Raw genomic sequence first — 24,906 nt, forward strand, 5'->3', positions numbered from 1 at the left:
CGTGCGTCCCAGGCTCGCGAGAAGGTGTCGACGACACGGAGCTGACACACGCAAGCCCCGGCCGCCGCGAGAGACCGTCCTTCTGACTTCCCGGGAGGAGGTAGGGCCGGGCCTTCACGTACGGGCGGCCCCCGCGACGCTCGGACGCCCGCTCGGCGGGTGCCCACCATTCCCGAGCCGACGGCGGCCTGGATCGTCTACTCTGCCCCTTCCTCGGAAAGGTCGGTGCTTGTCGCATGGGTGGTGGTCGTGAGCTCTCGCCAGTTCTCCTCGTGGGCGCCGGAACCGGCGAAGCCACGTGCGGCATCCTCTACCTGGCAAGCTACCTGCGACGCGGCGGCATCGAGGCCTTCGTGCGGCTGTACGACGGCGATGAGACGGACGCGGAGGTGGTGGCCTCGTTCGAGCGCCTCGTCGCCCGGGTTCGCCCACGACTGGTCGGCATCAGCCTCAAGTGGTTCCACCACGTGGACCGCGCGCTGCTCATCGCCCGGACGCTCCGGAAGATAGACCCCGGGATTCGCATCGTCGTGGGCGGCAACTCCGCGTCGTACTGGTGGAGGGAGCTGCACGCGTTCGACTTCATCGACCATGTCGTCCTGGGCGATGGCGAGGTGCCGCTGCTGGCCATCTGCCAGGGCGAACCCTCCCCGCCCAACTGCGTGACGCGCTCCCCCTCGGGAACGTCTCGCAGGCTGCCCCTGTCGTACATCCAGGGGGCCACCAACACCGAGGACATCTACTACTCGCACTTCAACGAGCTCTTCCTGAGCCAGTTGGACCGCAACTCGTTCTCCGGTTGGGTCGCGCCGGGCAAGGGCTGCGGAGAGAACTGCCTCTACTGCGGCGGGGCCCGAGGCAACCAGAAGGCGGCCTTCGGGCGCGCGAAGCCGTTCCTGCGCTCCGAGCAGAGCGTGCGCCGGGACCACCAGGAGATCGCCCCCCAGACGTGGCAGATGCGCTACGACTTCGCGGGCAGCACCGCGGAGTTCCTGGGGAGCACCTGGGCGGGCGTGGACCTCTCCAAGCACTGCTGCACGTACTTCCTGTGGGGCGTGCCTCGCCTGGAGCTCGTCGCCGAGCTGGCCCGGACCTTCAAGCGCGTCTACATGGTCATCGACATCGGCTGCTTCTCCGAACAACAGCGCCTGGAGCAGATGGGCAAGGGCCTGCTCAAGCCGTGCGCGAAGGACCGGGAGCTGCTCGACGTCATTGACGCCTGTCACCGCCATCCGAACCTGGACATGGAGATCTCCGGCATCGGAGGCCTGCCCTTCACCAGCAAGGCCGCGCTGGCGGAGGAGCTGCGACTGGTGGAGCGCGTCATCAGCCTCGACTGCGTGGTGGGCTATCAACGGCTCGAGGCGCAGCCCGGCGCCCTGGTCACCGAACATCCCGCGCGCTTCGACATGGTGACCGAAGCGAAGACGTTCACGGAGTTCCTCGACTACTTCGAGCAGCGCGAGCCCGGCGACGTGTCGGTGCCGATGATTCGCTTCCGGGACGCGGAGCTGGAGGCCGCCGTGCAGCGCAACTCCGACCAGGTGGACGCGCTCGCCTGGAAGCACCGCGACACGCGGCGCAGCGTCGCCGTCAATGGACGGACGCGGCTGCTGAACACCTCGCCTTCGACTCAGCGATTCACGCTGGGGGACTGGCTGGGACACCACCGTGCTCCCGCCAAGGTGGCCCAGGAGCCCGTGACGGTCCTCCGCTCGGTCGACGGCATCACCCTGACGTGCGCGCCGACGGTGAGCCCTCGCAAGTTCTCCGACCCGACACTCGTCCAGGGACAGGACGGGGCCATCCTGCTCGCCGCCCTGGCCGCCTTCGAGCAGCCCGCGACGGTCTCCAGCGCCGTGACACAACTGGGGACGAAGGCGCGGCTGGACCCGCACTCCGCGCGCGAAGTGATTGACCACCTGGTGGACGGCCGCTTCCTCCAGCCGGCGTAGCCGCGACGGGTCAACATCCGAGCCGCCCACGCCCCAGAAAGGGCGCGTCGACGCCAGGAATCTGGCGTATGGAGCCACCCATGGCGCGGAACATCGATGGAACCGAGATCAGCCGGGTGATGCGGGCCGAGATGGCCCAGCAAGTCGCGGAGCTCCAGGCCGCGGGAGTCACCCCTGGCCTCTCGGTGGTGCTGGTGGGCAACAACCCCGCGAGCCAGGCCTATGTCGCGAGCAAGACGCGCGCCTGTGAGACGCTCGGGATGAAGGGCCAGACGCTGAACCTGCCCGAGGACGTGTCCAAGGAAGAGCTGTTCGCGGTCATCGACCGGCTGAACTCGGACGCGACGGTCCACGGCATCCTCGTCCAGCTCCCCCTCCCCGCGCACCTCCCCTACAAGGCCGTCCTGGAGCACATCCACCCGGACAAGGACGTGGATGGCTTCCATCCCCAGAACGCCGGGCTGGCCTTCGTGGGCGACCCGCGCGCCTTCATCCCCTGCACCCCCGCTGGCATCCTGGAGATGCTGCGTCGCGAGAACATCCCGACCCGGGGCAAGCACGTGGTCATCGTGGGACGCAGCCTCATCGTCAGCAAGCCGCTGGCCTCGCTCCTGATGGCCCCCGGCCCGGACGCCACCGTCACCATCACCCACCGGCACACCCCCGACCTCGCCGCGTTCACCCGGCAGGCCGACATCCTCATCGTCGCGGTGGGCAAGCAGAACCTCATCACCGCGGACATGGTGAAGCCCGGCGTGGTGGTCATCGACGTGGGGCAGAACCGCGTCCCCGATGCCAGCTCGGCGCGAGGCTTCAAGATGGTCGGCGACGTGGACTTCGACGCCGTCAGCCAGGTCGCCGAGGCCATCACCCCCGTGCCGGGGGGCGTCGGCCCGATGACCATCACCATGCTGCTCGCGAACACCCTCCAGGCCGCGCGGGCCCGCGTGACGCGAAGCCAGCCGTCGTAGGGCGGGAGTCCGCGACCGGGAGCCAGCAGGAGACACGGGGGCGCGCCACGTCCTCGGAGGCCACGGAAGAAACCCGGTCTCCGGGTGAATATCCGCCCGCGCATTTCGTCGGGAAGCGCACAAAAGCTCGCTCCCTGGCACGCCGGGCCGGCCTGTGCCTCCTCGTGAAACTCCCCCATGAAGAACCCTGTCCTCGCCGCTGTCGGGCTGTGCCTCTGGCTTGTCACTCCTGGCACCGTCCTCGCCGCACCCCGCGCCTTCGACTTCTCCTCCCGTGGACGCTCCACCCGAGTGACGGAGTCCCGGCCCTTCTTCGGGCAGCGCCTCATGGCGGAGGGCAACCGCCTGCGCGCCCTCTCCGTCGATGGACACACGTCGAGCAGCGATGTGATTCCCACCCATGTCTGGCTGGTGCCCTTGATTCTCACCGGCGCGGGGCTCGCCGCCGGCATCGCTGTCTGCGCCGCGCACGACGCGGGCGGCGAGGGCTGTGGGACCAGCTTGCTGACGGGCATCATGTTGGGACTGTCGCTCGGAGCGGGCTATCTCAGACTCGTCACCGGGTCCGACTGGGACTGGGAGGACGACGAAGCCGCCGCCACCCGCACCCGGCTCAGCCTCCCCCTGAAGCTCACGCCTTCGCTGGGTGTCATCAATGACCGGGCGGTGCTCGGACTCGGGGGACACTTCTGACCTCGGGAATCCGTCACATTTCTGTTTCGGCGTTGTTCTTGTATCGCCTGATGCCACAGTGGCCACGCCACCGTAGCCCAAGACGACACAGCCTCCACGACTCCGGGCCTTGACGCCATTCACTGGCATGACCGGTGCTTGTTCGGCGCCTCGCTACAATCCCTCGCGAGGCCCACATGATCAGCGCTCCGTCTCCCGTCGTGACGCGTCATCCTCCAATTCCCCCACCGCGCCGTGTCGAATCGCGCGGCCAAGGGCTTCGACTCACCGTCATCGCCCTGGTCGCCACACTCATCCTGATGCCGCCGGCGGAGTCCTTCGCGGCGACCGTGACCTTCTGCACGCCCGCCATCGTCCCTCCCGGTGGCAACTTCGTGAGCTACAACGGCATCTACTCGGGCGCCCTGCCGGCGGGCAGATACCGCATGAGCGCCTCCCAGTCGGGGACCTTCGCCATCAACAACCTTCTGGTCACCTGGAATGGCCTCTCCATCGGAACCCTTCAAGACATCGCGGGCAGCTCGAGGGTGTATTTCAGCGGCAATCTCCCTCCGAATGCGCCTCGCGGCCAGACGGCGACGGTGACGCTCCGCATCCACGACGCGAGCGGCCAGGAGGTGGATACCAGCACGACGACGGTGACCGTCGAAGGGCAGAACGACGGTTGGCGGAAGGTCTGGACCGCCACGAACCAGTCGGGACCCGCGGGCTACGCGAAGCACTACATCGGCGACTTCAACGGCGACGGCGCAGAGGACCTCCTGGGCGTCTCCACGACGTGGATGACGCTGTTCCACTTCCGCAACAACGATTGGGAATGGGGCTGGACCAACCAGGGTAACCCGGCGGTGGGCAATGGCATCTTCGCCGTCAAGGACAACCTCATCGTGGGCGACTTCGACGGGGACGGAAAGGACGAGGTGCTGGGCATCGGCGCGGGCGTGACGCTGTTCAACTTCGACAACGGCAACTGGAGCCCGAGTTGGAGCAACAATGGCAGCACCACGGACCCCATCTACCAGTCCTCACGCAACGGCAACTACCTCGTCGCCGGCAACTTCGACCTCTCGGGGAACAGCGGGAGCTCGCTGGCCAACAAGGATGAGCTCGTCAGCGTGGCCGTGACTGGACTGGTCAGCATCTTCCGACTCAACTCGAACGGCCTCGGCTGGGATTGGGTCTGGATGTCGGGCTCCAACCCCACGGCCTCCGCCCTCTATCCCTATCGGGCGAACCTGCGAAACGGCGGCGACACCAACGGAGATGGTCAGGACGAGCTGCTCGGGCTGTCGAGCTGGGCGACGCTCTTCAACTACCGGAACAGCACCTTCGAGTGGATGTGGAGCACGGCCAACGCGACCCACATCGGCGGCGCGGCCTATCCCCAGGGCCCGAATGACGTGTGGCTGGCGGGCAACATCGACCACGTCGACGCCAAGGACGAGTGGTTCTTCATCCAGAACGGCCCCACGGCGGACTGGGCCGTCACCGAGGACTTCGAGGCCGGCCAGCCCACCTGGAACTGGTCGAACCACAACTTCTCGCCCTCCTCGGCCTCCATCGGAGACTGGCCCCTCACCAGCGTGGGAGGGAGCCTGGCCCGATATCAGCTCATCCGCACCGTCGCGGGCCAGCCCAAGCTCCTCATCGCACGCCGGACGGTCTGCCAGAACACGGACATGGGCCTGTACGCCATGTCCAATGTCTTCGCTGACTACTGACGGAGAGGCCTCCTCAGAAGCCGTCCAGCACCAACTTGCCCTTGGCTTTGTGTGACTCCAGGAGCTGGTGGGCGCGACGCAGGTTCGCGGCATCGATGCGACCGAAGTGCTCGCCCACCGTGGTCCGCAGCGTGCCCGCGTCCACCAGCTTCGACACCCGCTCCAACATGTCGTGCTGCGCCTGCATGTCCGGGGTGCCGAACATCGAGCGGGTGAACATCAGCTCCCAGTGGAGCGACGCGCTCTTGCGCTTCAGCTCGCGCACGTCGATGGGTCCCGGGTCGTCGATGACGCCGAGCCGGCCCTGGGGCGCCAGCGCCTCCACCAACTGCGCGTAGTGCCGGTCCGTCTGGTTCAGGCTGGCGATGAACTCCACCTGCGGCACGCCGATTCGCTTCAGCTCCTTCGCCAGCGGCTGATGGTGGTCGATGACGTGGTGCGCCCCCAGCTCGCGAACCCAGTCCTGCGTCTCCGGCCTCGAGGCCGTGCCAACCACCGTCAGCCCCGTGAGGCGCCGCGCAAGCTGCACCAGGATGGAGCCCACTCCACCCGCCGCGCCCACCACGAGCAAGGCACCTGTGCCCTTGCCTTCTGGAACCTGGAGCCGGTCGAAGAGCAGCTCCCACGCGGTGACGGCCGTCAGCGGCAGCGCCGCCGCATCAGCGAAGCCCAGCGACGCCGGCATGTGGCCCACGATGCGCTCGTCCACCACGTGAAGCTCACTGTCCGTTCCTGGCCGGGTGATGGTGCCCGCGTACCAGACGCGCTCCCCAGGCTTGAACAGCTTCACCCCGGCCCCCACCGCGCGAACCACGCCCGCGGCATCCCAGCCCAACACCTTCACCTCTCCCGGAGGCGGAGACGCGCTCGCGCGCACCTTCACGTCCACGGGGTTGACGGAGATGGCGCGAACCTCGACCAGCAGGTCTCTCTCACCGGGGACAGGGTCTGGCAGCTCCACGTCGAGCAGCGCTTGGGGGTCCGACGCGGGAAGAGGCTGGCGATAACCGACGGCTCGCATGGAGGCTCCTGAAGGCTTGTCGAACAATTCAACGCCATTGAACGTCCGGTGTCTCGGTCAACCCGCAGCCGAACTTCACGAGGGCAGCCCTTTGCGTCCAATCAAAGACACTCATTCCAGGCACACGGGACTTCTCCCGACATGTGAACGCAAACAGTCCGCCAGCGGATGGACCGCCTCTGGGGAATCCGTCTCCAGGGCACCTCTCCCGTCGCAATGCCACCATCCCCACGCCACATGCGCCTGGGACGGGCAGAGGAGACAATCCCATGCAATCGCACACGTTCGGCCGGAATCCCCGTCGTTTCATCCGCTCAGGGCTGCTGGGCCTGGGCTCCTTCCTGGTGCTCGGGCTCGCGACGGCGACAGTGCTGCTGACCCCCTCCGAGGCCTCGGCCGAGGACACCGCCGCGTGTCCCTGGTCGGGTGTCCTCTGCCTGTTCGACGGGCCTGACTTCACCGGCGCCGTCTGGAATGTCATGGCCTGGCCGCCGGGTGGGGCGGGGACGTGCGTGGGCCTGCCCGAGCACGGCTGGGAGGACCGGGCCGTCTCCGCCATCAACACGAACGACGAGGCCGCGGCGCTGTTCCCCCACGAGAACTGCGAGGGTTATCCCCAGATGATTGAACCGGGCGCGCAGGTCAGCCCGCTCGACTTCGCGCCCAAGAGCGTCTGGGTCTACTGAGTCACCCGGCGCGCCGCGAGCCACGCCCTCGGCTCGCGGCGCACCCGCCCTGCGTGGGCTCCAGCTTTCCAGTGCCAGTCCTCCCGCGCCAGGTCTCGAAATCGAGCCGGCCGGCCCCACACGCCAGGATGCGAGGGGCGCGCACGGAGCCTTCCGTCACGTCGCGCCCCCGTCCGAACCTCCGAATAGACAGACACCCCGCGAGGCGCCGTCCTTCGCCGCGAGTCACCGCGGAGGTGCATTGGCCCCAGCCCGGCTCTAGGCTCGGTCCCACGTGACTCCTCTTCGCCCCCCAAGGACAGCTTCCCGGATGACGCAACACGTCGAAAGGCATGCAGGACTTCGCAGGCCTCTTGTTGTTGACACTCCGCCAACAAGTTCCCATCATCACCGACACAGGAGCAATGAGGCCCCAGCCATGAGCTACCAACACATCCGGTTCTCGGTCGCGGATCGGATCGCCACCCTCGAGCTGAACCGACCCGAAGCGCGCAATGGCTTCACGGTGACCATGGCGGACGAGCTGGCGGACGCGCTTTCCCAGGCGGACGCCAATGAAGCCGTGCGCGTCGTCGTCCTCACGGGGGCCGGCAAGGACTTCTGTGTGGGGGCGGACCTGAGCGGGCTGTCGTTCGAGGTCGCCAACAGCGCCCCTCCAGAGAACGGCTGGGTGGAGCCGGCGACGCGCGTGACGCGCCAGTTGTTCGCGCTGCGAAAGCCGGTCATCGCCGCCGTGCGGGGCGCCGCGGTGGGCGTGGGCTCCACCATGTTGCTGCCGGCGGACTTCCGCCTCGCCTCCAAGGACAGCCGCTTCGGCTTCGTGTTCAGCCGACGGGGCATCTATCCGGAGGCGGGCTCCAGTTGGTTCCTGCCTCGGCTGGTGGGCATGGGCCGCGCGCTCGACTGGATGGTGAGCGGCCGGCTCATCCCCGCCGAGGAGGCGCTGAGCGCGGGGCTGGTGCGCTCGCTCCATGAGCCCGACGCGGTGCTGGACGCCGCGTACACGCTGGCGCGCGAGCTGGTGGAGACCACCGCGCCCGTGTCCGTGGCCGTCATCCGTCAATCCCTCTACCGGATGAGCGCCCTGCCCTCCCCCGAGCAGGCCTTCGCGCTGGACAGCCAGCTCATCGCGACGCTGGGCCAGAGCCCGGATGCCATGGAGGGCGTCATGGCCTTCCTCCAGAAGCGGCCGCCGTCCTTCGCCCGCACCGTGGAGCAGGACCTGCCCACGTTCCTTCCGTGGCGGGAGCGTGAGTCATGAGCCCCGCGCCCGCGCCTCGCTGGAAGCGACTGGAACCGGACGCGCGCAGGGAGCAGATCCTCGAGTGCGCGATGCGCCTGTTCGGCGAGCGGCCCTACGCGGACGTCTCCACCACGGACATCGCCAAGGAAGCCGGCGTCGCCCGGGGGCTGCTCAACCACTACTTCGGGCAGAAGCGGGACCTCTACCTGAAGGTCGTGAAGAGGATGCTGCTCATGCCCGGCCTCGAAGAGAAAGTCAGCCCGACGGGAACCCTGCGCCAACGCGTGGAGCGCAGCGTCGAGTGGTACCTGGACACGGTGGCGACGCACGGAAAGACGTACGTCGCCGTCACCGGCGCGGGCAGCATCGCGGACCCGGAGGTCGAACGCATCATCTCCGCGGCGGACGACGTGGCCGCGGCGAAGACGCTCGAGTTCCTCGGCATGAAGGTGGAGGTCGGCAGCGACGTCCGGCATCGCGCGATGATGCGCTCCTACGCAGGCATGGTGAAGGCCACCATCCGCGAATGGATTCGCGGTGGCACCCTCTCTCGCGAGGAGGCGCACCTGCTCCTGAGCGAGTCGCTCATCACCATCGTCCGCGACGTCCTCCCTGAACTCACCTCACCCCAAGGTCGCGCCGAGCGGGGTGACGCTCCCGCCGTCAAGCCGGGAGCCCCGCGCGAAAAGGACGAAGGATGACCCAGAAACCACTCGCGGGACGCACGCTGCTGATGTCCGGAGGAAGCCGTGGAATCGGGCTGGCCATCGGCATCGCCGCGGGCCGGCTGGGCGCCAATGTCGTGCTCCTGGCGAAGACCGACACGCCGGACCCCCGGCTGCCGGGCACCGTGCACACGGCCGCGGACGAAATCCGCGCCGCGGGTGGCCATGCGCTCGCCGTGGTGGGCGACGTGCGTGAAGAGGCCGACGTGCAGCGCGCCGTGGACGAAGCCGTGGCGCGCTTCGGTGGCATCGACTTCTGCGTGAACAACGCGAGCGCGCTCGCGCCGCTGAAGACAGACGAGTTGCCGCTCAAGCGCTTCGACCTGATGCAACAGATTCAGGTCCGGGGCACGTTCCTCCTGACGCGCACCGCGCTGCCGCACCTGCGCCGCTCCCCTCACCCGCACATCCTCTCGCTGTCGCCCCCCGTCAACCTGGCGCCGCACTGGCTGGGCAAGCACCCGGCGTACACCATGGCCAAGTACGGCATGACGCTGCTCACGCTCGGGTGGGCGGCGGAGTTCGCCGAGGCCGGCATCGCCGCCAACGCGCTCTGGCCCCGGACGCTCATCGCCACCGCCGCCGTGAAGAACCTGCTCGGGGGCGACTCGTCCATGCAGCGGGCCCGCGCGCCGGAAATCATGGCGGACGCGGCCGTGGCCATCCTCCAGCGCCGGCCCCGTGACTGCACCGGGCACACGTTCATCGACGAGGACGTCCTGCGCGCCGAAGGCATCACCGACTTCAGCCGCTACGGCGGCGGCCCCGACGTGATGTTGGACCTGTACGTCGACCCTTGAAGTGGAAGCCCGCTGAGAGTCGTTGGCCATCGCAGTGCTGGAGGTGCCCATGGGTACGTCGCTCGCAGACCTGGAGGCGCAGTGCCAATCCCTGGCGAACAAGCTCACCCTGCCGCTGTTGCTCAAGCGCAACGCGGAGGAGTTCGCGGACGCCCCCGCCCTCAGCGCCGGTGACTCCACGCACACGTGGGTCCAGTTGCGTGCGCGCACCGCCGCGCTGTCTCGCGGGCTGGGGGCACTCGGCCTCCAGCGCGGCGAGCGGATGATGATCATGATGTCGAGCCGGCCCGAGCACTGGCTCATCGACTATGCCGCCGTCCACCTGGGCGCCATCCCCTGTACCGCGTACCAGACGCTGAGCAGCGAGCAGGTAGGCTACGTCGCCCAACACAGCGCGGCCACCGTCGTGGTGCTGGAGGGCGCGGAGGAGGTCGCCCGCTGGCGGCCCATCCTCAAGTCGCTCTTCGCGCTCAAGCGCGTCATCGTCATCGACGCGGCGGCGGTGCCCGCGGGCGACGCCCGCTACGTCTCCTTCGCGCAGTTGGAGGCCGACGGAGGACGGCTGCATCAGGAGGACCCCAGGGTCTTCGAGGAGAGCTGGCAGAGCATCCGCCCCGAGGACCCCATCGCGATGATGTACACCTCCGGCACCACCGGAGACCCCAAGGGCGTGGTGCTCAGCCACCGCAACGCATTCTATGAAGCCGTCGCCGTGGACGTCGTGGTGCCCACGCCGATGCAGGTGCCGTCCATCGCCTACCTGCCGCTGGCGCACATCGCCGAGCGCGAGCTGGGCCTGTACCGCCTGCTCTACAAGGCGATGCACGTACACATCTGCGCGGACCCCGCGGGCGTGGTGCCGCTGATGGCCAAGGTGCGGCCCCCCGCGTTCTTCGGCGTGCCGCGCGTCTGGGAGAAGCTCGCCGGCGGCCTCAAGGCGAAGCTGTCCACGCTGGAGGCACCCCGACGCGACGCCATCCTCGCCGCGCACGCGACGGCGCTGGAGGCCTTCCGGCTGGAGGGCTCCGGAAAGAGCGTGCCGCCGGAGCTGGCGCAGAAGGTCGCCCTGATGGAAGAGAAGGTCCTCAAGCCCCTGCGCGCGACGCTGGGCCTGGACGCGCTGACGTGGGCGAGCAGCGGCTCGGCGCCCATCCCCGTGGAGGTGCTCGAGTACCTGGGCGGCTTCGGCATCAAGGTGCTGGAGGTCTGGGGCATGAGCGAGACGACGGGCTGCGCCACCATCAACACGCCCTCGGAGTTCCGCGTGGGCGCGGTGGGCCGCCCCATCCCCGGGCTTCAAGTCCGGCTGGCCGCGGACGGGGAAATCTTCGTGCGAGGGCCCGTGCTGTTCCTGGGCTACCTGAGCGCGGACGGGCGGATTGAGAGCCCGGCGGACGCGGACGGCTGGCTCGCCACGGGCGACATCGGCACCGTCGATGACGAGGGCTACCTCACCATCACCGACCGCAAGAAGGAGCTCATCATCACCTCGAGCGGGAAGAACATCGCCCCGTCCCGCATCGAGGGAATGCTGCGCGCCCACCCGCTCGTCGGTCAGGCCATCGCCATTGGCGACGGCTGGCCTTTTGTGACGGCGCTCATCTGCCTGGACGCGGACGTCGCGCCCACGTGGGCCAAGGCGCGGGGCCTGCCGCCCCAGTCGCTCCTGGAGCTCACCCGCGAGCCGGCGGTCCGCTCCGAACTGGAAGCGCTCGTGGCCTCCATCAATGGCCGGCTCTCCCGCGCCGAACAGATCAAGCGCTTCGAGGTCGTCACGGAGGCCTGGGGTCCCGCGACGGGCGAACTCACCCCGACGCTGAAGCTCAAGCGCCGCGTGATTCTCAAGCAGTACGCGGAGCGCATCGCCACGTTCTACGAGAACGCCTGACACACCACCCGCCGCCTCCCTCACGAGTCCCCATGCATGCGAGAACTCCGGAGCAAGCGTCCTTCGCTGCTTCCATCGACGCGTTTTGTCGCGCCAGGACGGGCACCCGCGCGCAGCGCGACGCGCTGACCCAGCACGGCGTCGAGGCTCACAATCCCCGGCTGTATGCCGAGATGGCCGAACTGGGCTGGCTCGGCGTGGGCATCTCCCCGAAGTACGGCGGCTCCGACGGCGGCATGGCCGAGATGTGCCTGTTCGCCGAGCGCACCTCGTACGGACTCGCCCCCGTCGGCGGCTACATCACCACGGCCGTCGCCGCGAGCCCCTACGCGAAGTTCGGCAGCGAGGCGCAGAAGGAGAAGGTGCTCACCGGCATCACCCGGGGCCGCGTGGAGGCCATCTCAATCTCCGAGCCCGACGCGGGCTCGGACGCCGCCGCCATCACCTGCCGCGCGACGCGCACGAGCGGAGGCTTCCTCATCAACGGTCAGAAGACGTGGTGCTCCAACGCGCACTTCGCCGACCACCTGCTGCTCGTCGCGCGCACGCAGTCCTCGGGCTCGCGGCACGAGGGGCTCACCATGTTCTGCGTCCCCACGGGCACGCCGGGCGTGGAGATTCGCGGCATCCCCACGCTCAACGGCAAGGAGGTCAACGACGTCTTCTTCACCGACTGCTTCCTGCCGGAGGACTCCGTCGTGGGCAGGCTGGACCAGGCCTGGCCCCAGCTCATGTCGGGCCTCAACAGCGAGCGGCTCCTGCTCGCCGCGTCCATGCTGGGTCGGGGCCGGCGCGCGTTCGACGACGCCGTCACGTACGTCAAGGAGCGCAAGCAGTTCGGCAAGCCCATCGGCTCTTTTCAAGCGCTCAAGCACCGCATCGCCGACCTGGCCACGGAGCTGGAGTGCTGCGAGCTGCTCATCTACCGCGTGGCGCAGATGGCGGACGAAGCGCCCGACCGGATGCTTCCCCGCGAGGCGTCCATGGCCAAGCTGAAGACGACGGAGACGGCCAAGCGCGTGGCCATCGAGGGTGTTCAGATGATGGGCGGCTACGGCTACGCGACCGAGTACGACATGGAGTCGCACCTGCGCGCCACGGTCATCTCCACCGTCTTCGGCGGCACCAGCGAAATCCAGCGCGACATCATCGGCAAGACGTTCGGACTGTAAGAGCAACTCACGACGGAGCGAGACAGACAATGACGGCACGTCCTCGATGGAGCTCTGACGAGCTCGAGCAGGTGCGTGGCCTGGCGGCCACCTATTTCACCAAGGAAGTCCTCCCCAACGTCCCCAAGCACGTGGCCCAGGGCCACCCGGACAAGGCGCTCTACCGCCGTGCGGGCGAGCTGGGTCTTTTGTGCATGTCCATTCCCGAGGCGTACGGCGGCGGCGGTGGCACGTTCGCCCACGAGGCGGTGCTCACCGAGGAGCAGGTGCGCGCCGGAGACCCGACCATGGGCTTCGCCGTGCACTGCTCCATCGTCGCGCACTACGTGCTCGCGTACGCGTCCGAAGCCCAGAAGCAGAAGTGGCTGCCCCGGCTCGCCAGCGGCGAGTGGGTAGGCGCCATCGCGATGACCGAGCCCGGCGCCGGCTCCGACTTGCAGGCCATCTCCACCCGCGCCGTGCGTGAGGGAGACTTCTACCGCGTGAGCGGCTCCAAGACGTTCATCTCCAACGGCCGCGTGTGTGACTTCCTCATCATCGCGGTGCGCACCAGCGACGTGAAGGGCCATGCGGGCATCTCCCTGGTGTGCGCCGAGGTCTCCGACACCACGCCCGGCTTCGGGCGGGGCCGCATCCTCGAGAAGCTCGGCGGCCATGGCCAGGACACCACGGAGCTGTTCTTCGACGACCTGCGCGTACCCGCCGTCAACCTGCTCGGAGACGAGGAGGGCAAGGGCTTCGCGCAGCTCATGTCTCAGCTTCCCCAGGAGCGGCTGAGCACCGCCATCCTCGCGCAGGCGAGCATCGACCGGGCCGTGGACCTCACCGTCGAGTACACCAAGCAGCGCCAGGTGTTCGGTAAGCCGCTTTTCGCTCTGCAGAACACGCGCTTCGAACTGGCGGAATGCGCGACGTTGCGGAGGGTTGGCCGGGCGTTCCTCGACGAGTGCATCGAGCGGCACCTGGCGGGCGAACTGGACGTGGCGTCCGCGGCCATGGCCAAGTACTGGCTCACGGACCAGGCGTGTATCGTCGCGGACCGTTGCCTTCAGCTTTTCGGAGGGTATGGGTACATGAAGGAATACCCCATCGCCCACCTGTTCGCGGATACTCGCGTCATGCGCATCTTCGCCGGCGCCAACGAGGTCATGAAAGAGCTCGTCGCCCGTTCGCTGTAGCCCACTCCCACACCAAATCCCAAGGAGGCTCCCGGTGAGCCAGGAAGCATTCATCTTCGACGCGGTCCGTACTCCTCGCGGCAAGGGCAAGAAAGGCGCGCTGCACGGCACCAAGCCGCTGTCGCTGCTCGTCGGGCTGGTGGACGCGCTCAAGAAGCGCCACCCGAACCTGGACCCCAAGCGCATCGACGACGTGGTGCTCGGCATCGTCTCGCCCGTGGGAGACCAGGGCGCGGACATCGCCCGCACGCTGGTGCTCGCGGCGGGGCTGCCGGAGACGGTGGGCGGCGTGCAGCTCAACCGCTTCTGTGCCTCCGGCCTGACGGCGGTGAACATGGCCGCGCAGCAGGTGCGCTCGGGCTGGGAGCAGTTGGTCATCGCCGGCGGCGTGGAGAGCATGTCGCGCGTGCCCATGGGCTCCGACGGCGGCGCCTGGGCCATGGACCCCGCCACCAACTACGACACGTACTTCGTGCCGCAGGGCATCTCCGCGGACCTCATCGCGACGATTGAAGGCTTCACCCGCGAGGACGTGGACCGCTACGCCGCGCAGTCGCAGGAGCGCGCCGCCAAGGCCTGGGCCGGCGGCTACTTCAAGAACTCCGTCATCCCCGTCACGGACCAGAACGGCCTCACCATCCTGGACCGCGACGAGCACATGCGGCCGGAGTCCACGGTGGCCTCGCTCGGCCAGCTCAACGCGTCCTTCGTCGGCATCGGTGAGATGGGCGGCTTCGACGCGGTGGCGCTGCAGAAGTACCACGAGGTGGAGCGCATCGAGCACGTGCACACCCCGGGCAACTCCTCCGGAATCGTCGACGGCGCGGCCCTGGTGCTCATCGGCTCGGAGAAGGTGGGCAAGGAGCTGGGCCTGACGCCGCGCGCGCGCATCGCCTCCGTGGCGACGTCCGGCGCGGACCCGACCATCATGCTCACCGGCCCCCTGCCGGCCACGCGCAAGCTGCTCGACCTGGCGGGCCTGTCCGTGAAGGACATCGACCTGTTCGAGCTCAACGAGGCGTTCGCCTCCGTCGTGCTCAAGTACCAGAAGGATTTGGGCATCCCGAGCGACAAGCTCAACGTCAACGGTGGCTCCATCGCCATGGGCCACCCGCTGGGCGCCACGGGCGCGATGATCCTCGGCACCATGGTGGACGAGCTGGAGCGCCGCAAGGCGCGCCGCGCCGTCATCACCCTGTGCGTCGGCGGTGGCATGGGCGTGGCCACCCTCATCGAGCGCGTCTGAACCCCCTTTGACTCACCTTTCGACAAGATTCGAGCGAACCCCATGAGCGAGCAGAACACCATCCGCTGGGACAAGGATGCCGACGGCATCGTCATCTTGACGCTGGATGACCCCAACCAGTCCGCCAACACCATGAACGCCGCGTACATGAAGTCCATGCGCGCGACGGTGGACCGGCTGGCCAGGGAGAAGGCCGACATCACCGGCGTCATCCTCACCTCCGCCAAAAAGACCTTCTTCGCCGGCGGCGACCTGAACGACTTGCAGCGCATCCGCAAGGAGGACGCGAAGCAGGCGTTCGAGTTCGGCCAGGAAATCAAGGCGCACCTGCGCACGCTGGAGACCCTGGGCAAGCCCGTGGTCGCCGCCATCAACGGCGCGGCGCTGGGCGGAGGGCTGGAGATTGCCCTGGCCTGTCACCGCCGCATCGTCGCGGACGTGAAGGGCGCGCAGGTGGGCCTGCCGGAAGTCACGCTGGGCCTGTTGCCCGGTGGCGGCGGCGTGGTGCGCACGGTGCGCATGCTGGGCATCGTGGACGCGCTGATGAAGGTGCTGCTCCAGGGCCAGCGCTACCGCCCGCAGGAGGCCAAGGAGGTGGGCCTGGTGCACGAGGTGGTGGACTCCGTGGAGGCGCTGCTGCCCGCGGCCAAGGCGTGGATCAAGGCGAACCCGACGGCGCAGCAGCCGTGGGACGCGAAGGGCTACAAGATTCCGGGCGGCACGCCGTCCAACCCCGGCCTCGCGGCGAACCTGCCCGCCTTCCCCGCCAACCTGCGCAAGCAGATCAAGGGCGCGAACATGCCCGCGCCGCGCGCCATCATGGCGGTGGCCGTCGAAGGCACGCAGGTGGACATCGACACCGCGTTCACCATCGAGTCGCGCTACTTCACCGAGCTGGCCACCGGCCAGGTCGCGAAGAACATGATTCAGGCGTTCTTCTTCGACATGCAGCACATCAACTCCGGTGGCGGCCGGCCCAAGGGCTACCCGCAGCACACGGCGAAGAAGGTCGGCATCCTCGGCGCCGGGATGATGGGCGCGGGCATCGCCTACGTCTGCGCCAAGGCGGGCATCGACGTGGTGCTCAAGGACGTGAGCCAGGAGTCCGCGGAGAAGGGCAAGCAGTACTCCGTGAAGCTCGTGGAGAAGGCCGTCCAGAAGGGCAAGTCCACCAAGGAGAAGGGCGACGCGCTCCTGGCGCGAATCACCCCGACGGCGGACCCCGCCGCGCTCAAGGGCTGCGACCTGGTCATCGAGGCCGTGTTCGAGGGCGTGGAGCTCAAGCACAAGGTCTTCCAGGAGGTGCAGGACGTCGTAGCCCCCGACGCGGTGCTGGCGTCCAACACGTCCACGCTCCCCATCACCCTGCTGGCGGAGGGCGTGAAGCGCACGGAGGACTTCGTGGGCATGCACTTCTTCTCCCCCGTGGACAAGATGCCGCTGCTGGAGCTCATCGCCGGCAAGAAGACGAGCGACGCGACGCTGGCGAAGGCCATCGACATCGCGGTGCAGATTGGCAAGACGCCCATCGTCGTCAACGACAGCCGGGGCTTCTTCACCAGCCGCGTCATCGGCACGTTCCTCAACGAGGCCATCGCCATGGTGGGCGAGGGCATCTCCCCGGCGTCGATTGAACAGGCGGGCCTGCAGGCGGGCTACCCCGCGGCGCCCCTGGCGCTGATGGACGAGCTCACGCTGACCCTGCCGCGCAAGATCCGCCTGGAGACGAAGGCGGCCGCGGAGGCCGCGGGCCAGACGTGGGTGGAGCACGGCAGCTACGCCGTGGTGGACGCGCTCATCGACAAGCACGGGCGCAAGGGCCGCTCCACCGGGTCGGGCTTCTACGACTACGTGGATGGCAAGCGCGCGAACCTGTGGCCGGGGCTCGCCCAGCACTACACGAAGCCGGGCCACACCATCCCCTTCGAGGACATGAAGGAGCGCATGCTGTTCGCGGAGGCCATCGACACGGTGCGCTGCTTCGATGAAGGCGTGCTGCGCTCGGCGGCGGACGCCAACATCGGCTCCATCCTGGGCATCGGCTTCCCGGCCTGGACGGGCGGCGTGGCCCAGTTCATCAACGGCTACGAGGGCCCCGCTGGCACGGGTCCGCGTGGCTTCATCACCCGCGCTCGCGAGCTCGCGCAGCGCTACGGGAAGCACTTCCTGCCGCCCGCGTCGCTCGTCGAAAAGGCCGAGCGGGGCGAGTTCCTGAAGTAGCCGCGCGAATCTCACGCAAGGAGAAGTCCCATGGCCCAGGGTTCCACCCGCCTCGCCGCTGTCCCGTCTTCGTTCGATGCGAAGGCGCTCGTCGAAAAGCAGCGTGCCTACTTCGAATCCCGCGTCACGCTCCCGCTCGCGTGGCGGCGGGCGCAGTTGGAGACCCTGGGCCAGACGGTGCGCAAGTACGAGGCGGAGATTCTCTCCGCCCTCAAGTCGGACCTGAACAAGAGCGCGGAGGAGGCGTATCTCACCGAGGTCGGCAGCATCTACGGGGAGATCAAGAGCGCGCTCAAGCACGTGAAGTCGTGGATGAAGCCCCGCAGGGGCTCGGCACCCATCGTCATCCAGCCGGCGCGGGCCTATCAGTACTCGGACCCGCTCGGCGTGACGCTGGTCATCGCGCCCTGGAACTACCCCTATCAACTGTCGATAGCGCCGCTCATCGGGGCGCTCGCCGCGGGCTGCACCGCCGTGCTCAAGCCCAGCGAGTTGGCCCCTGCCACGTCGAGCGTGCTCTCCCGGCTGCTGTCGGAGGCGTTTCCGGAAGAAGTCGTCGCCGTCGTGGAGGGGGACGCGGAGACCAGCCGCGCCCTGCTCGCGGAGCGGTGGGACCTCATCTTCTTCACCGGCGGCACCCAGGTGGGCCGCGTGGTGGCCGAAGCCGCGGCCAAACACCTGACGCCCACCGTCCTGGAGCTGGGCGGCAAGAGCCCCTGCATCGTGGACCGGAGCGCGGACCTGGAGGTCACCGCGCGCCGCATCGCCTGGGGCAAGTACCTCAACGCGGGCCAGACGTGCATCGCTCCGGACTACGTGCTCATCCCGCCCGAGCTCAAGGAGCGCTTCACCGCGCTGGTCCAGAAGGCCGTCACCGGCTTCTACGGCGCCGACGCGCGCACCAGCAATGACTACGGCCGCATCATCAACCCCCGGCACTTCGAGCGGGTCTCCGCGCTCGCGGGGCACGGGAAGGTGGTCTTCGGCGGCGAGCGCGAGGCGTCCTCACGCTTCTTCGCGCCCACCGTCATCACCGACGTCCCCCTGTCCAGTCCGCTGATGCAGGACGAGATTTTTGGTCCCCTCCTCCCGCTGGTGGACTGCCCGAGCATCGACGAGGCCATCCGCTTCGTGCGCTCGCGGCCCAAGCCGCTCGCCCTCTACAGCTTCGCCAAGGACTCGGCCGTCAACGAGCGGGTCCTCACGGAGACGTCGAGCGGCGGCGCCGTGGTCAACGACGTCTGCGTCCACTTCGCGGCGGAGGGCCTGCCCTTCGGCGGCGTGGGAGAGTCCGGCGTGGGCGGCTACCACGGCCAGGCGAGCTTCGATGCCTTCAGCCACAAGAAGAGCGTCGTGAAGCGGCCCTTCCTGCTGGACCTGGCCATGCGCTACCCGCCGTACGTGGGCAAGCTCGGCCTCTTCAAGCGCCTGATGTAGCCACGGCCCCCCGGGGGTGTCCTCCCGGAGGGCCGCCGTGCTTCACCACTCACCCGTGACAGGCTGAAAGGCCCGTCACGGGTGAGTCGTTTTCAGAGCGTCTTCATGTACTCGATGAGGGCCCAGCGCTCGCTGTCGGTGAGCGACTGGGTGAAGTCGTGACCCTCGTTGCCGAGCCCGTACAGGTGCGAGTTGAAGATCATGCGGGAGCGAATCTGCTTCTGGGTGATGGGCGGCGGCGACTGGTACGCCAGCGAGTTGTAGTTGGCGACGACGTTCGCGATGTTGGCGAACAGCACGTCCAGCGTGGCCATCTCATGGCTGCACGGGATGAAGGGGTCATTGGCCGGGCGATCTCCACAGGCCAGCGCCGTCACCTTCCAGCCGAGCTTGTTGAAGTCGTAGGAGGCGTGGCTCGGGTCGAAGCCCGCGTTGGTGCCCAGGTTGTTGGTGGAGGTCTGCTGGCGCTTCCACACCTTGGGACGGTCCGACGGCTTCAGCACGTCCCAGAGGGTGGGCACGCTGGAGTTGTGGAAGTACGGGGCGGAGGCCCACGCACCGTAGAGCGGCGTGGCCACATAGCCGAACGGCTTGATCCACGCGTTGGGCCCCTCGGGCGAGTACACGGGCCCCATGCCGTTGTCATACGCGGCGCGCGGCACCCGGCGCAGGGCGCTGCTGATGGGGTCGTCGTAGAACGGGCCGTGGTTGGGGTGCTCGTCGTTGTAGGCGAGGAAGGACGTGTTCCACGCCCTGCGCTTGCGCTCGTCCGCCATCAAATCCTTGCGGGCCGGGTCCGTGCGGATGGTTTCAATGGGGGTGATGACGCCGGAGATGCCCTTGAGGCGCGGGTCGGGCAGGTACGCGGGGTTGACCGCGTAGCGCGGCGAGTAGACGCCGTGGCAGCTCGCGCAGGAGCCGTTGCCCGGAGTCTTCGGAATGGTGGCGTTGGCGCCATTGGCCCACAAGTCACGCTCGTGGAAGAGGACCGCGCCCTGCTCGGCCAGCGCGGTGTTGATGGCCTTCGGGTAGGCGGGGGGCGACATCGAGACGAAGAAGTTGTCGTTGTCCTCGAACTCGGCGGTCAGCGCGCGGCGCTCGGCCGCGTTGCGCCCCAGGTTGGCGACGGCGAACGCCATCTCCGAGCGGACGTTGTCGGACGTCAGCGCGCCATCCCAGAACTGGCGCGTCTTGAACGCGCGGTACCACCAGTTGGGAGCGCGGGACATGCCACCGGCATGGGTGGGGAAGTACTCGAGCAGGCTGGGCACCATCGCCAGCGAGTCCATGTCGAAGAGCGCGGGCAGCAGGTCGACGATGCCAATGGCGTCGCTCATGCCTCGGCCCACGCTCCAGGGCACGGGGGCAATCTGGAAGATGTTGCCCACCACGGTGGAGCGGAACATGTCGGACTGGATGAGGCCCGCGTCCAGGGCGTCGTTGGAGCGGCCCCACACAAAGCCGGCTTCCGACTCGGTGCCCAGCCGCGAGTCATGGCAGCCCGAGCAGGTGGAGGCGATGGCGCCCGTCCAGCGGCCGTTGGAGTCGCGCTCCTGCACCAGGCCGAGCGGGAGCTGACCGCTGCCGCCGTTGGTGAGGTTGGGGTTCTCCCAGGGCATCGGATAGGGATTGCGGAACGGGGCCTTCGACATCCCGTAGCGCTTGATGACCTGCTCGTCGAAGTCCGAGGGGCGGAACAGATATCCCCACAGCGTGTACATGCCGTAGTACGCGGTCGCCGTCGAGAAGGGCTGGAAGTACGCCCGCGTCTCGATGTTCTTCTTTCCGCGGGCGACGCTCGCGCGGAACTCTCCACAGTTCGTCGGGTTTGGCGCCAGCGTCGTCACGAACGGCGGCGGCGGGTTGTGCAGGTCCACCCAGTACGCGTTGAACTGCACCGCGGCCCCCGGCTTGTTGATGCCCGGGACAACGAGGGTTCGGGGGTCCACCGGCAACGGCGTGGAATCCGGCTGACCCTGGCACGCCGCCCCGAACGGAGAGCGGTTGGCCGTCACATCCAACAACGGCGGGTCCGCGGCCTCCGCCCGGGTGACGACCAGGGCCAGGAGCAAGGAACTCGAAAAAGCCCACTGACGACTTCGGTGCAGTCGCATGCGCGCAGCCCTCCACTACTTATTGGCACTCTGACAACAGCGCGATACTTAGGCCCCGGAGTGAAGGCGCACAATACGCAGCGCGTCAGCGAATCCGGGATTGGGGGGTTTTCGACGACCTGTCGCCTCAAGGCAGGGCCGCCCCGCTTCAGCCTCAATCACAAACTCATCATCCGCCAGCGAGATATTCCGTGTTGCGGAATATCCGAAGTCCGTCGTATCAAGGAGGTCACACCGCCCCCTCACCGGGGAAGACCTCCGTGCACCTCGACGCTCGCTCCTCGCCCCCTGTCCTCCCCTCGCTGGAAACCGGGTCCTCCCGGAGCGCCGACACCGCGAGGCCTCCTTCCACCGGGAGCATCCCGTCGTGGCGGCGCTGGGTCTGGCTGCTCATCCTGCTGGGCCTGGCGCCGGGAGCGGAGGCGAGCTCACGCTTCGAGCTGGACGCGCCGTTCAACGTCGGGCTGGACCGCTCCTACGTCTTCTTCTCACCCAACCGGATCCGCCGGGTGGGAGACCCGGAGCCCTCGCACCTGGTGTTCGAGGCCCAGGTCGCACCCAATCTCTTCCTGCCTCAGCTCCACATCGGCCACGCCACCCCCACGCTGGGTGAGTACATCCTGAGCGCGGTGGTGACGCCGAACATCCGGCTGCGCATGCTGGCGCAGGAGTCCAGCCCTGTCATTCCGCCGTCCTTCATGCCCAAGCTGACGCTCCAGGCGGCGCACTTGTGGAAGCCCTGGCTGGATGACCAGGGCAAACCCAGGCGAATGGCCTTGTCGTTCATCAACGTCTCGGTGGGGCATTACTCCAATGGCCAGGCGGGGTGCTTCTACGCCAACCAGAGCGAGGCCGAGGGAGGCTGCGCGTCCGTCGAGGGCGAGCTGCCACTCAATGAGACCAGCGGCGACTTCTCCACCAACTTCATCCGGCTGGAAGCCCAGTTCCGGCTCATCGAGAACATCGACCTGGCCCGTCGCTCCGCCTGGAGCTTCGGCGTGGGGGCCTTCATCGAACGCAATTCCTCACTCGCCTTCGGCGGCATCACCCCGGAGATGCGCGAAGTGTATGGCGATGGCCATGTCGGCTTTGGCCTCCTGGTGGAGCGGCTGTGGTTCGAGCACCGCTTCCGCGTGGAGGGCAACGTCAACGGCCCCTTTGGAGAGACACCTGGCCAGCGGTGGACCTTCAACGTGGAAGCCGCCGCCCTCCCCCGCTGGGGCGCGGGCTTCGGCGCGTTCGTCCGGTACGTGCACGGACAGGACTACCTCAACATCCTCTTCCTGGAGCCGGTGAGCCTGGTCCAGTTCGGCCTCATCTTCGAACTGGGCCCTGGCCTGCGCGCCAGGAGCGGCCCGTCCGGAGACCCGCTGGGTCCGACATGAGCACGCGGGGCGTCAATTCCTCCCACCTTGCCAGACCTATCCCCACGCTTGCCTTTGGCATTTATGTGTCCTGACAGCTCCTCAATCCCTGCATTCCGCGCCATGATGCCAACATCGCTGTCGGGGAGGCTCGCGATGTTCAACGTCATGCAGGTCGCAAGGCAACTCAAGAGCGCGGTGCTGGCGGACCCTGAGCGCTTCTATACGAACGAGACGGGCGCCTGGGTGACGGGGCTTCCAACGCCACAAGAGATTCGCGTCAGCACCGGACGGGAGCCGTTCTGGATCAACCTGGGCTACTGGCGTGACGTGGAGCGGGTGGACGAGACGAACTGCGAGCGCGTGGGAGAGCTGTTCATGGCGGCCCAGGCGCAGATGGCGCACCTGCTCGCCCGCACGGCGCGGCTGGGCGAGCGCGACTCGGTGCTCGACTGCGGCTTCGGCTATGCGGACCAGGACATCCTCTGGGCGGAGACGTATCGCCCCGCGCGCATCGTCGGCGTCAACGTCACGCCCAAGCAGGTCGACATCGGCCGGGAGCGCCTCAGGCTCACCGGGCTGGACGGCGTCGTGAAGCTGGAATTGGGCTCGGCGACGCAGCTGCCCTTCGGCGCGGGCGAGTTCGACGTCGTCTTCGCCCTGGAGTCCGCGATGCACTTCCGGACGCGCGGCGACTTCCTGCGCGAGGCATTCCGGGTGCTGCGCCCGGGAGGCCGGTTGGTCATGGCGGACATGTGTCAGAAGACGGACCGCGAGTCGGGCGCGGGGCTGCGTCGCCGCCTGCGTCACCGCTACTGGCGAGGCCGGATTGCCTTTCCCGAGGCCAACGTCTGGACGACGCAGCGCTATGTCTCCGAGCTGCGACACGCGGGCTTCCAGTTGGCCCGGTTGGACTCCATCGCGTCGGATGTCTACCCGGCGGTCAACACCGCGCTGGCCGCGCTGCGAGGGATGACGGCCGCCGAGCGACAGCCCGGCAGTGTCACCGTCGCCAAGGTCCGCGAGGACGTGCGGCGCGCGCGGCAGATGGAGTTCGAGCAACTCCAATGGCTCACGCTGTTCAACTGCGACGAGTACGCGGTGGTCTACGCGGAGAAGCCCTGAGCCGAGCATGTCGGCCGCCGCCGTCCGGAATCGAGTGACTCCGGACGGTGTGGCCGCGCTCCGGCCCGACGTCCGTCAGACGAACGAGGCGACGTAGAAGTGCGTCGGCAGGTGGACGACGAGCGCGGTGTGAATCTCGCCGCATACCGCCAGGCCCTCTCGCGGGAAGATTCCCGGGGGCGCCTCGGCGAAGCGGATGGAGGAGCGACCGCTGTCGAAGATGGTGGCCGCCGCGGTGAAGTCCCCGACGATGACCTGCCCGGGGTCCACCATGCGCGCCCGAGCGATGCGCACGCCCATGCTCGTCAGGTCCGCCAGCAGTCCGCCGCGTCCCACGAAGTACCGGTAGTAGTCCGCGGGGTTGACGAGGATGCCGTCGGCGCTGCCACCCATCTGCTCCACCCTGTCACACGCGGCCAGCAGCGAGGAGACAGGGTCCGAGCGTGCGGGGAGGCGGGCAATCCCCGGCGTCTCCAGGAGTCCGCGCACGCGGTCTCCTCCGCGTCCGCGAGCGAGGGCCTGGTTCTCCGCCGTGCACAGCCGCACCAGCAGCCGGAAGTCGATGAAGGTCGCCAGCGTCTCCGGGTCGTCGAGCAGCGCCGGGGGCACTTGAATCCAGGCCGTCGTCGGCTTGAGCGTCGCCAGGTCCGTGTGGAACTCGAAGGCGGCCTCGGGGCGCAGGCCCACGTCCTCCACCGCGACCGTCGGCGCCGTCTGGGGAGGCGTCTCGTGCCAGTATTTCACCTTGGCGCCGTCCGCCTTCGCGACCTTGAACAGGGCACGCACCGCGATGCGCGGCCGTCGCTTGAAGCCCGGGAAGGCCTCGGTGATGGTGTGAGAGAAATCCACCGATGCCTTCGCGCCCTGCGTGGCGACCGCCTGGGCGAAGAGCTTTCCGGGGGAGAGAACGGGCTGCTCCACTGTCTCGTTCGCGCTCATGTCGACCTCGGGCCTACTCGCCCCAGTCCTCCTCTACCTCGGGTGCCTCTTCGAGCCGCAGTGGGTTGAGGCCCACCACCTCCAGCTCGCCGTCACACCCCGAGCACGTGAGGACTTCGCCCTGCACACGGCCCTCACCGTCGATGGGCTGAGAACACGTGGGACACAGAGCCTGCCCGGTCGCTTCCGACTGCTTCGTCAGTGCATGCATGCCCTTGCTCCTTCTTCAACCGCCGTCGCTGTCGCTGACGGCAACGGGTTCATGGGGCGCGATGTTTCACACCCTCCCTGAGTCCCAGGCGCGTGCAGTCTGGGAGCCTTCTCCGCCCTCGTCAAGACAAGCCACGAAAGGCGCGCGAGTGCAGCAAGGTGGCATTTCTCAGCTGTCTCGGCACGAAGGATTTCTGT

20 protein-coding genes are annotated in these 24,906 nt (G+C 68.1%); 16 read left to right on the forward strand and 4 right to left on the reverse strand.

Annotation, left to right across the window (positions count from 1 at the left end; genetic code table 11):
- The first annotated feature begins 236 nt into the window (after window positions 1–236).
- From HUA74_RS19135 to HUA74_RS19150, 4 genes are all read left to right on the forward strand, one after another.
- On the forward strand, window positions 237–1,955 hold the full coding sequence (locus tag HUA74_RS19135; RefSeq protein ID WP_141644973.1) for a radical SAM protein: 1,719 nt from the start codon (window positions 237–239) through the stop codon (window positions 1,953–1,955).
- A gap of 80 nt (window positions 1,956–2,035) precedes the next feature.
- On the forward strand, window positions 2,036–2,926 hold the full coding sequence (folD, locus tag HUA74_RS19140; RefSeq protein ID WP_141644972.1) for a bifunctional methylenetetrahydrofolate dehydrogenase/methenyltetrahydrofolate cyclohydrolase FolD: 891 nt from the start codon (window positions 2,036–2,038) through the stop codon (window positions 2,924–2,926).
- Between the two features lie 177 nt (window positions 2,927–3,103).
- Window positions 3,104–3,619 (forward strand): hypothetical protein, encoded by a 516-nt coding sequence (locus HUA74_RS19145; protein WP_174455647.1) that lies wholly within the window; start codon window positions 3,104–3,106, stop codon window positions 3,617–3,619.
- A gap of 176 nt (window positions 3,620–3,795) precedes the next feature.
- The gene (locus tag HUA74_RS19150) at window positions 3,796–5,340 is read left to right on the forward strand and encodes a VCBS repeat-containing protein (RefSeq protein ID WP_254625136.1); all 1,545 of its coding nucleotides are present in this window, start codon (window positions 3,796–3,798) and stop codon (window positions 5,338–5,340) included.
- Window positions 5,341–5,353: 13 nt separating this feature from the next.
- On the opposite strand, the gene HUA74_RS19155 is transcribed toward HUA74_RS19150, so the two are convergent.
- Window positions 5,354–6,361, reverse strand: a complete 1,008-nt coding sequence (locus tag HUA74_RS19155) for a zinc-binding alcohol dehydrogenase family protein (RefSeq protein ID WP_174455648.1) — start codon at window positions 6,359–6,361, stop codon at window positions 5,354–5,356.
- 269 nt (window positions 6,362–6,630) lie between these two features.
- Between HUA74_RS19155 and HUA74_RS19160 the strand changes: the two genes are divergently transcribed.
- From HUA74_RS19160 to HUA74_RS19205, 10 genes are all read left to right on the forward strand, one after another.
- Window positions 6,631–7,047: a peptidase inhibitor family I36 protein gene (locus HUA74_RS19160; protein WP_174455649.1), complete on the forward strand. Its 417-nt coding sequence runs from the start codon at window positions 6,631–6,633 to the stop codon at window positions 7,045–7,047.
- Between the two features lie 418 nt (window positions 7,048–7,465).
- Window positions 7,466–8,308: an enoyl-CoA hydratase-related protein gene (locus HUA74_RS19165; protein WP_174455650.1), complete on the forward strand. Its 843-nt coding sequence runs from the start codon at window positions 7,466–7,468 to the stop codon at window positions 8,306–8,308.
- Window positions 8,305–8,991 (forward strand): TetR/AcrR family transcriptional regulator, encoded by a 687-nt coding sequence (locus HUA74_RS19170; protein WP_174455651.1) that lies wholly within the window; start codon window positions 8,305–8,307, stop codon window positions 8,989–8,991. The genes HUA74_RS19165 and HUA74_RS19170 overlap by 4 nt, the downstream gene beginning before the upstream one ends.
- A complete protein-coding gene (locus tag HUA74_RS19175) occupies window positions 8,988–9,815 on the forward strand; it encodes an NAD(P)-dependent oxidoreductase (RefSeq protein WP_141644967.1) in 828 nt (275 codons plus the stop codon). Before HUA74_RS19170 ends, HUA74_RS19175 begins: the two co-directional genes overlap by 4 nt.
- 49 nt (window positions 9,816–9,864) lie before the next feature.
- Entirely contained in the window at window positions 9,865–11,703 is a 1,839-nt protein-coding gene (locus HUA74_RS19180) for a long-chain fatty acid--CoA ligase (RefSeq protein ID WP_141644966.1), read from the forward strand.
- 32 nt (window positions 11,704–11,735) lie between these two features.
- Window positions 11,736–12,875 (forward strand): acyl-CoA dehydrogenase family protein, encoded by a 1,140-nt coding sequence (locus HUA74_RS19185; RefSeq protein WP_174455652.1) that lies wholly within the window; start codon window positions 11,736–11,738, stop codon window positions 12,873–12,875.
- Between the two features lie 29 nt (window positions 12,876–12,904).
- Window positions 12,905–14,053, forward strand: a complete 1,149-nt coding sequence (locus tag HUA74_RS19190) for an acyl-CoA dehydrogenase family protein (protein WP_174455653.1) — start codon at window positions 12,905–12,907, stop codon at window positions 14,051–14,053.
- Window positions 14,054–14,087: 34 nt separating this feature from the next.
- Window positions 14,088–15,299, forward strand: a complete 1,212-nt coding sequence (locus HUA74_RS19195; protein ID WP_141644963.1) for an acetyl-CoA C-acetyltransferase — start codon at window positions 14,088–14,090, stop codon at window positions 15,297–15,299.
- Window positions 15,300–15,341: 42 nt separating this feature from the next.
- Complete coding sequence (locus HUA74_RS19200) at window positions 15,342–17,519, forward strand: 3-hydroxyacyl-CoA dehydrogenase NAD-binding domain-containing protein (RefSeq protein ID WP_174455654.1); 2,178 nt, start codon at window positions 15,342–15,344, stop codon at window positions 17,517–17,519.
- A gap of 30 nt (window positions 17,520–17,549) precedes the next feature.
- A complete protein-coding gene (locus HUA74_RS19205) occupies window positions 17,550–18,956 on the forward strand; it encodes an aldehyde dehydrogenase family protein (RefSeq protein ID WP_174455655.1) in 1,407 nt (468 codons plus the stop codon).
- 92 nt (window positions 18,957–19,048) lie between these two features.
- Here HUA74_RS19205 and HUA74_RS19210 read toward each other — a convergent pair whose 3' ends face one another.
- Window positions 19,049–21,070 carry a hypothetical protein gene (locus HUA74_RS19210; RefSeq protein ID WP_174455656.1) on the reverse strand — a complete coding sequence of 674 codons (2,022 nt, stop codon included), beginning with the start codon at window positions 21,068–21,070 and terminating at the stop codon, window positions 19,049–19,051.
- 260 nt (window positions 21,071–21,330) lie between these two features.
- On the opposite strand from HUA74_RS19210, the gene HUA74_RS19215 reads away from it, so the two are divergent.
- Together HUA74_RS19215 and HUA74_RS19220 are read left to right on the forward strand one after the other, a co-directional pair.
- Window positions 21,331–22,455: a hypothetical protein gene (locus tag HUA74_RS19215; protein WP_371817264.1), complete on the forward strand. Its 1,125-nt coding sequence runs from the start codon at window positions 21,331–21,333 to the stop codon at window positions 22,453–22,455.
- Window positions 22,456–22,590: 135 nt separating this feature from the next.
- Complete coding sequence (locus tag HUA74_RS19220; RefSeq protein ID WP_141644959.1) at window positions 22,591–23,559, forward strand: cyclopropane-fatty-acyl-phospholipid synthase family protein; 969 nt, start codon at window positions 22,591–22,593, stop codon at window positions 23,557–23,559.
- Between the two features lie 75 nt (window positions 23,560–23,634).
- Here HUA74_RS19220 and HUA74_RS19225 read toward each other — a convergent pair whose 3' ends face one another.
- Both HUA74_RS19225 and lysW read right to left on the reverse strand, forming a co-directional pair.
- Entirely contained in the window at window positions 23,635–24,498 is an 864-nt protein-coding gene (locus HUA74_RS19225; RefSeq protein ID WP_141644958.1) for a family 3 encapsulin nanocompartment shell protein, read from the reverse strand.
- 13 nt (window positions 24,499–24,511) lie between these two features.
- Window positions 24,512–24,709, reverse strand: a complete 198-nt coding sequence (lysW, locus tag HUA74_RS19230; RefSeq protein WP_141644957.1) for a lysine biosynthesis protein LysW — start codon at window positions 24,707–24,709, stop codon at window positions 24,512–24,514.
- Between the last annotated feature and the right edge of the window lie 197 nt (window positions 24,710–24,906).

It is taken from the genome of Myxococcus sp. CA051A, assembly GCF_013336705.1.
Taxonomy (GTDB): Bacteria; Myxococcota; Myxococcia; order Myxococcales; family Myxococcaceae; genus Myxococcus; species Myxococcus llanfairpwllgwyngyllgogerychwyrndrobwllllantysiliogogogochensis.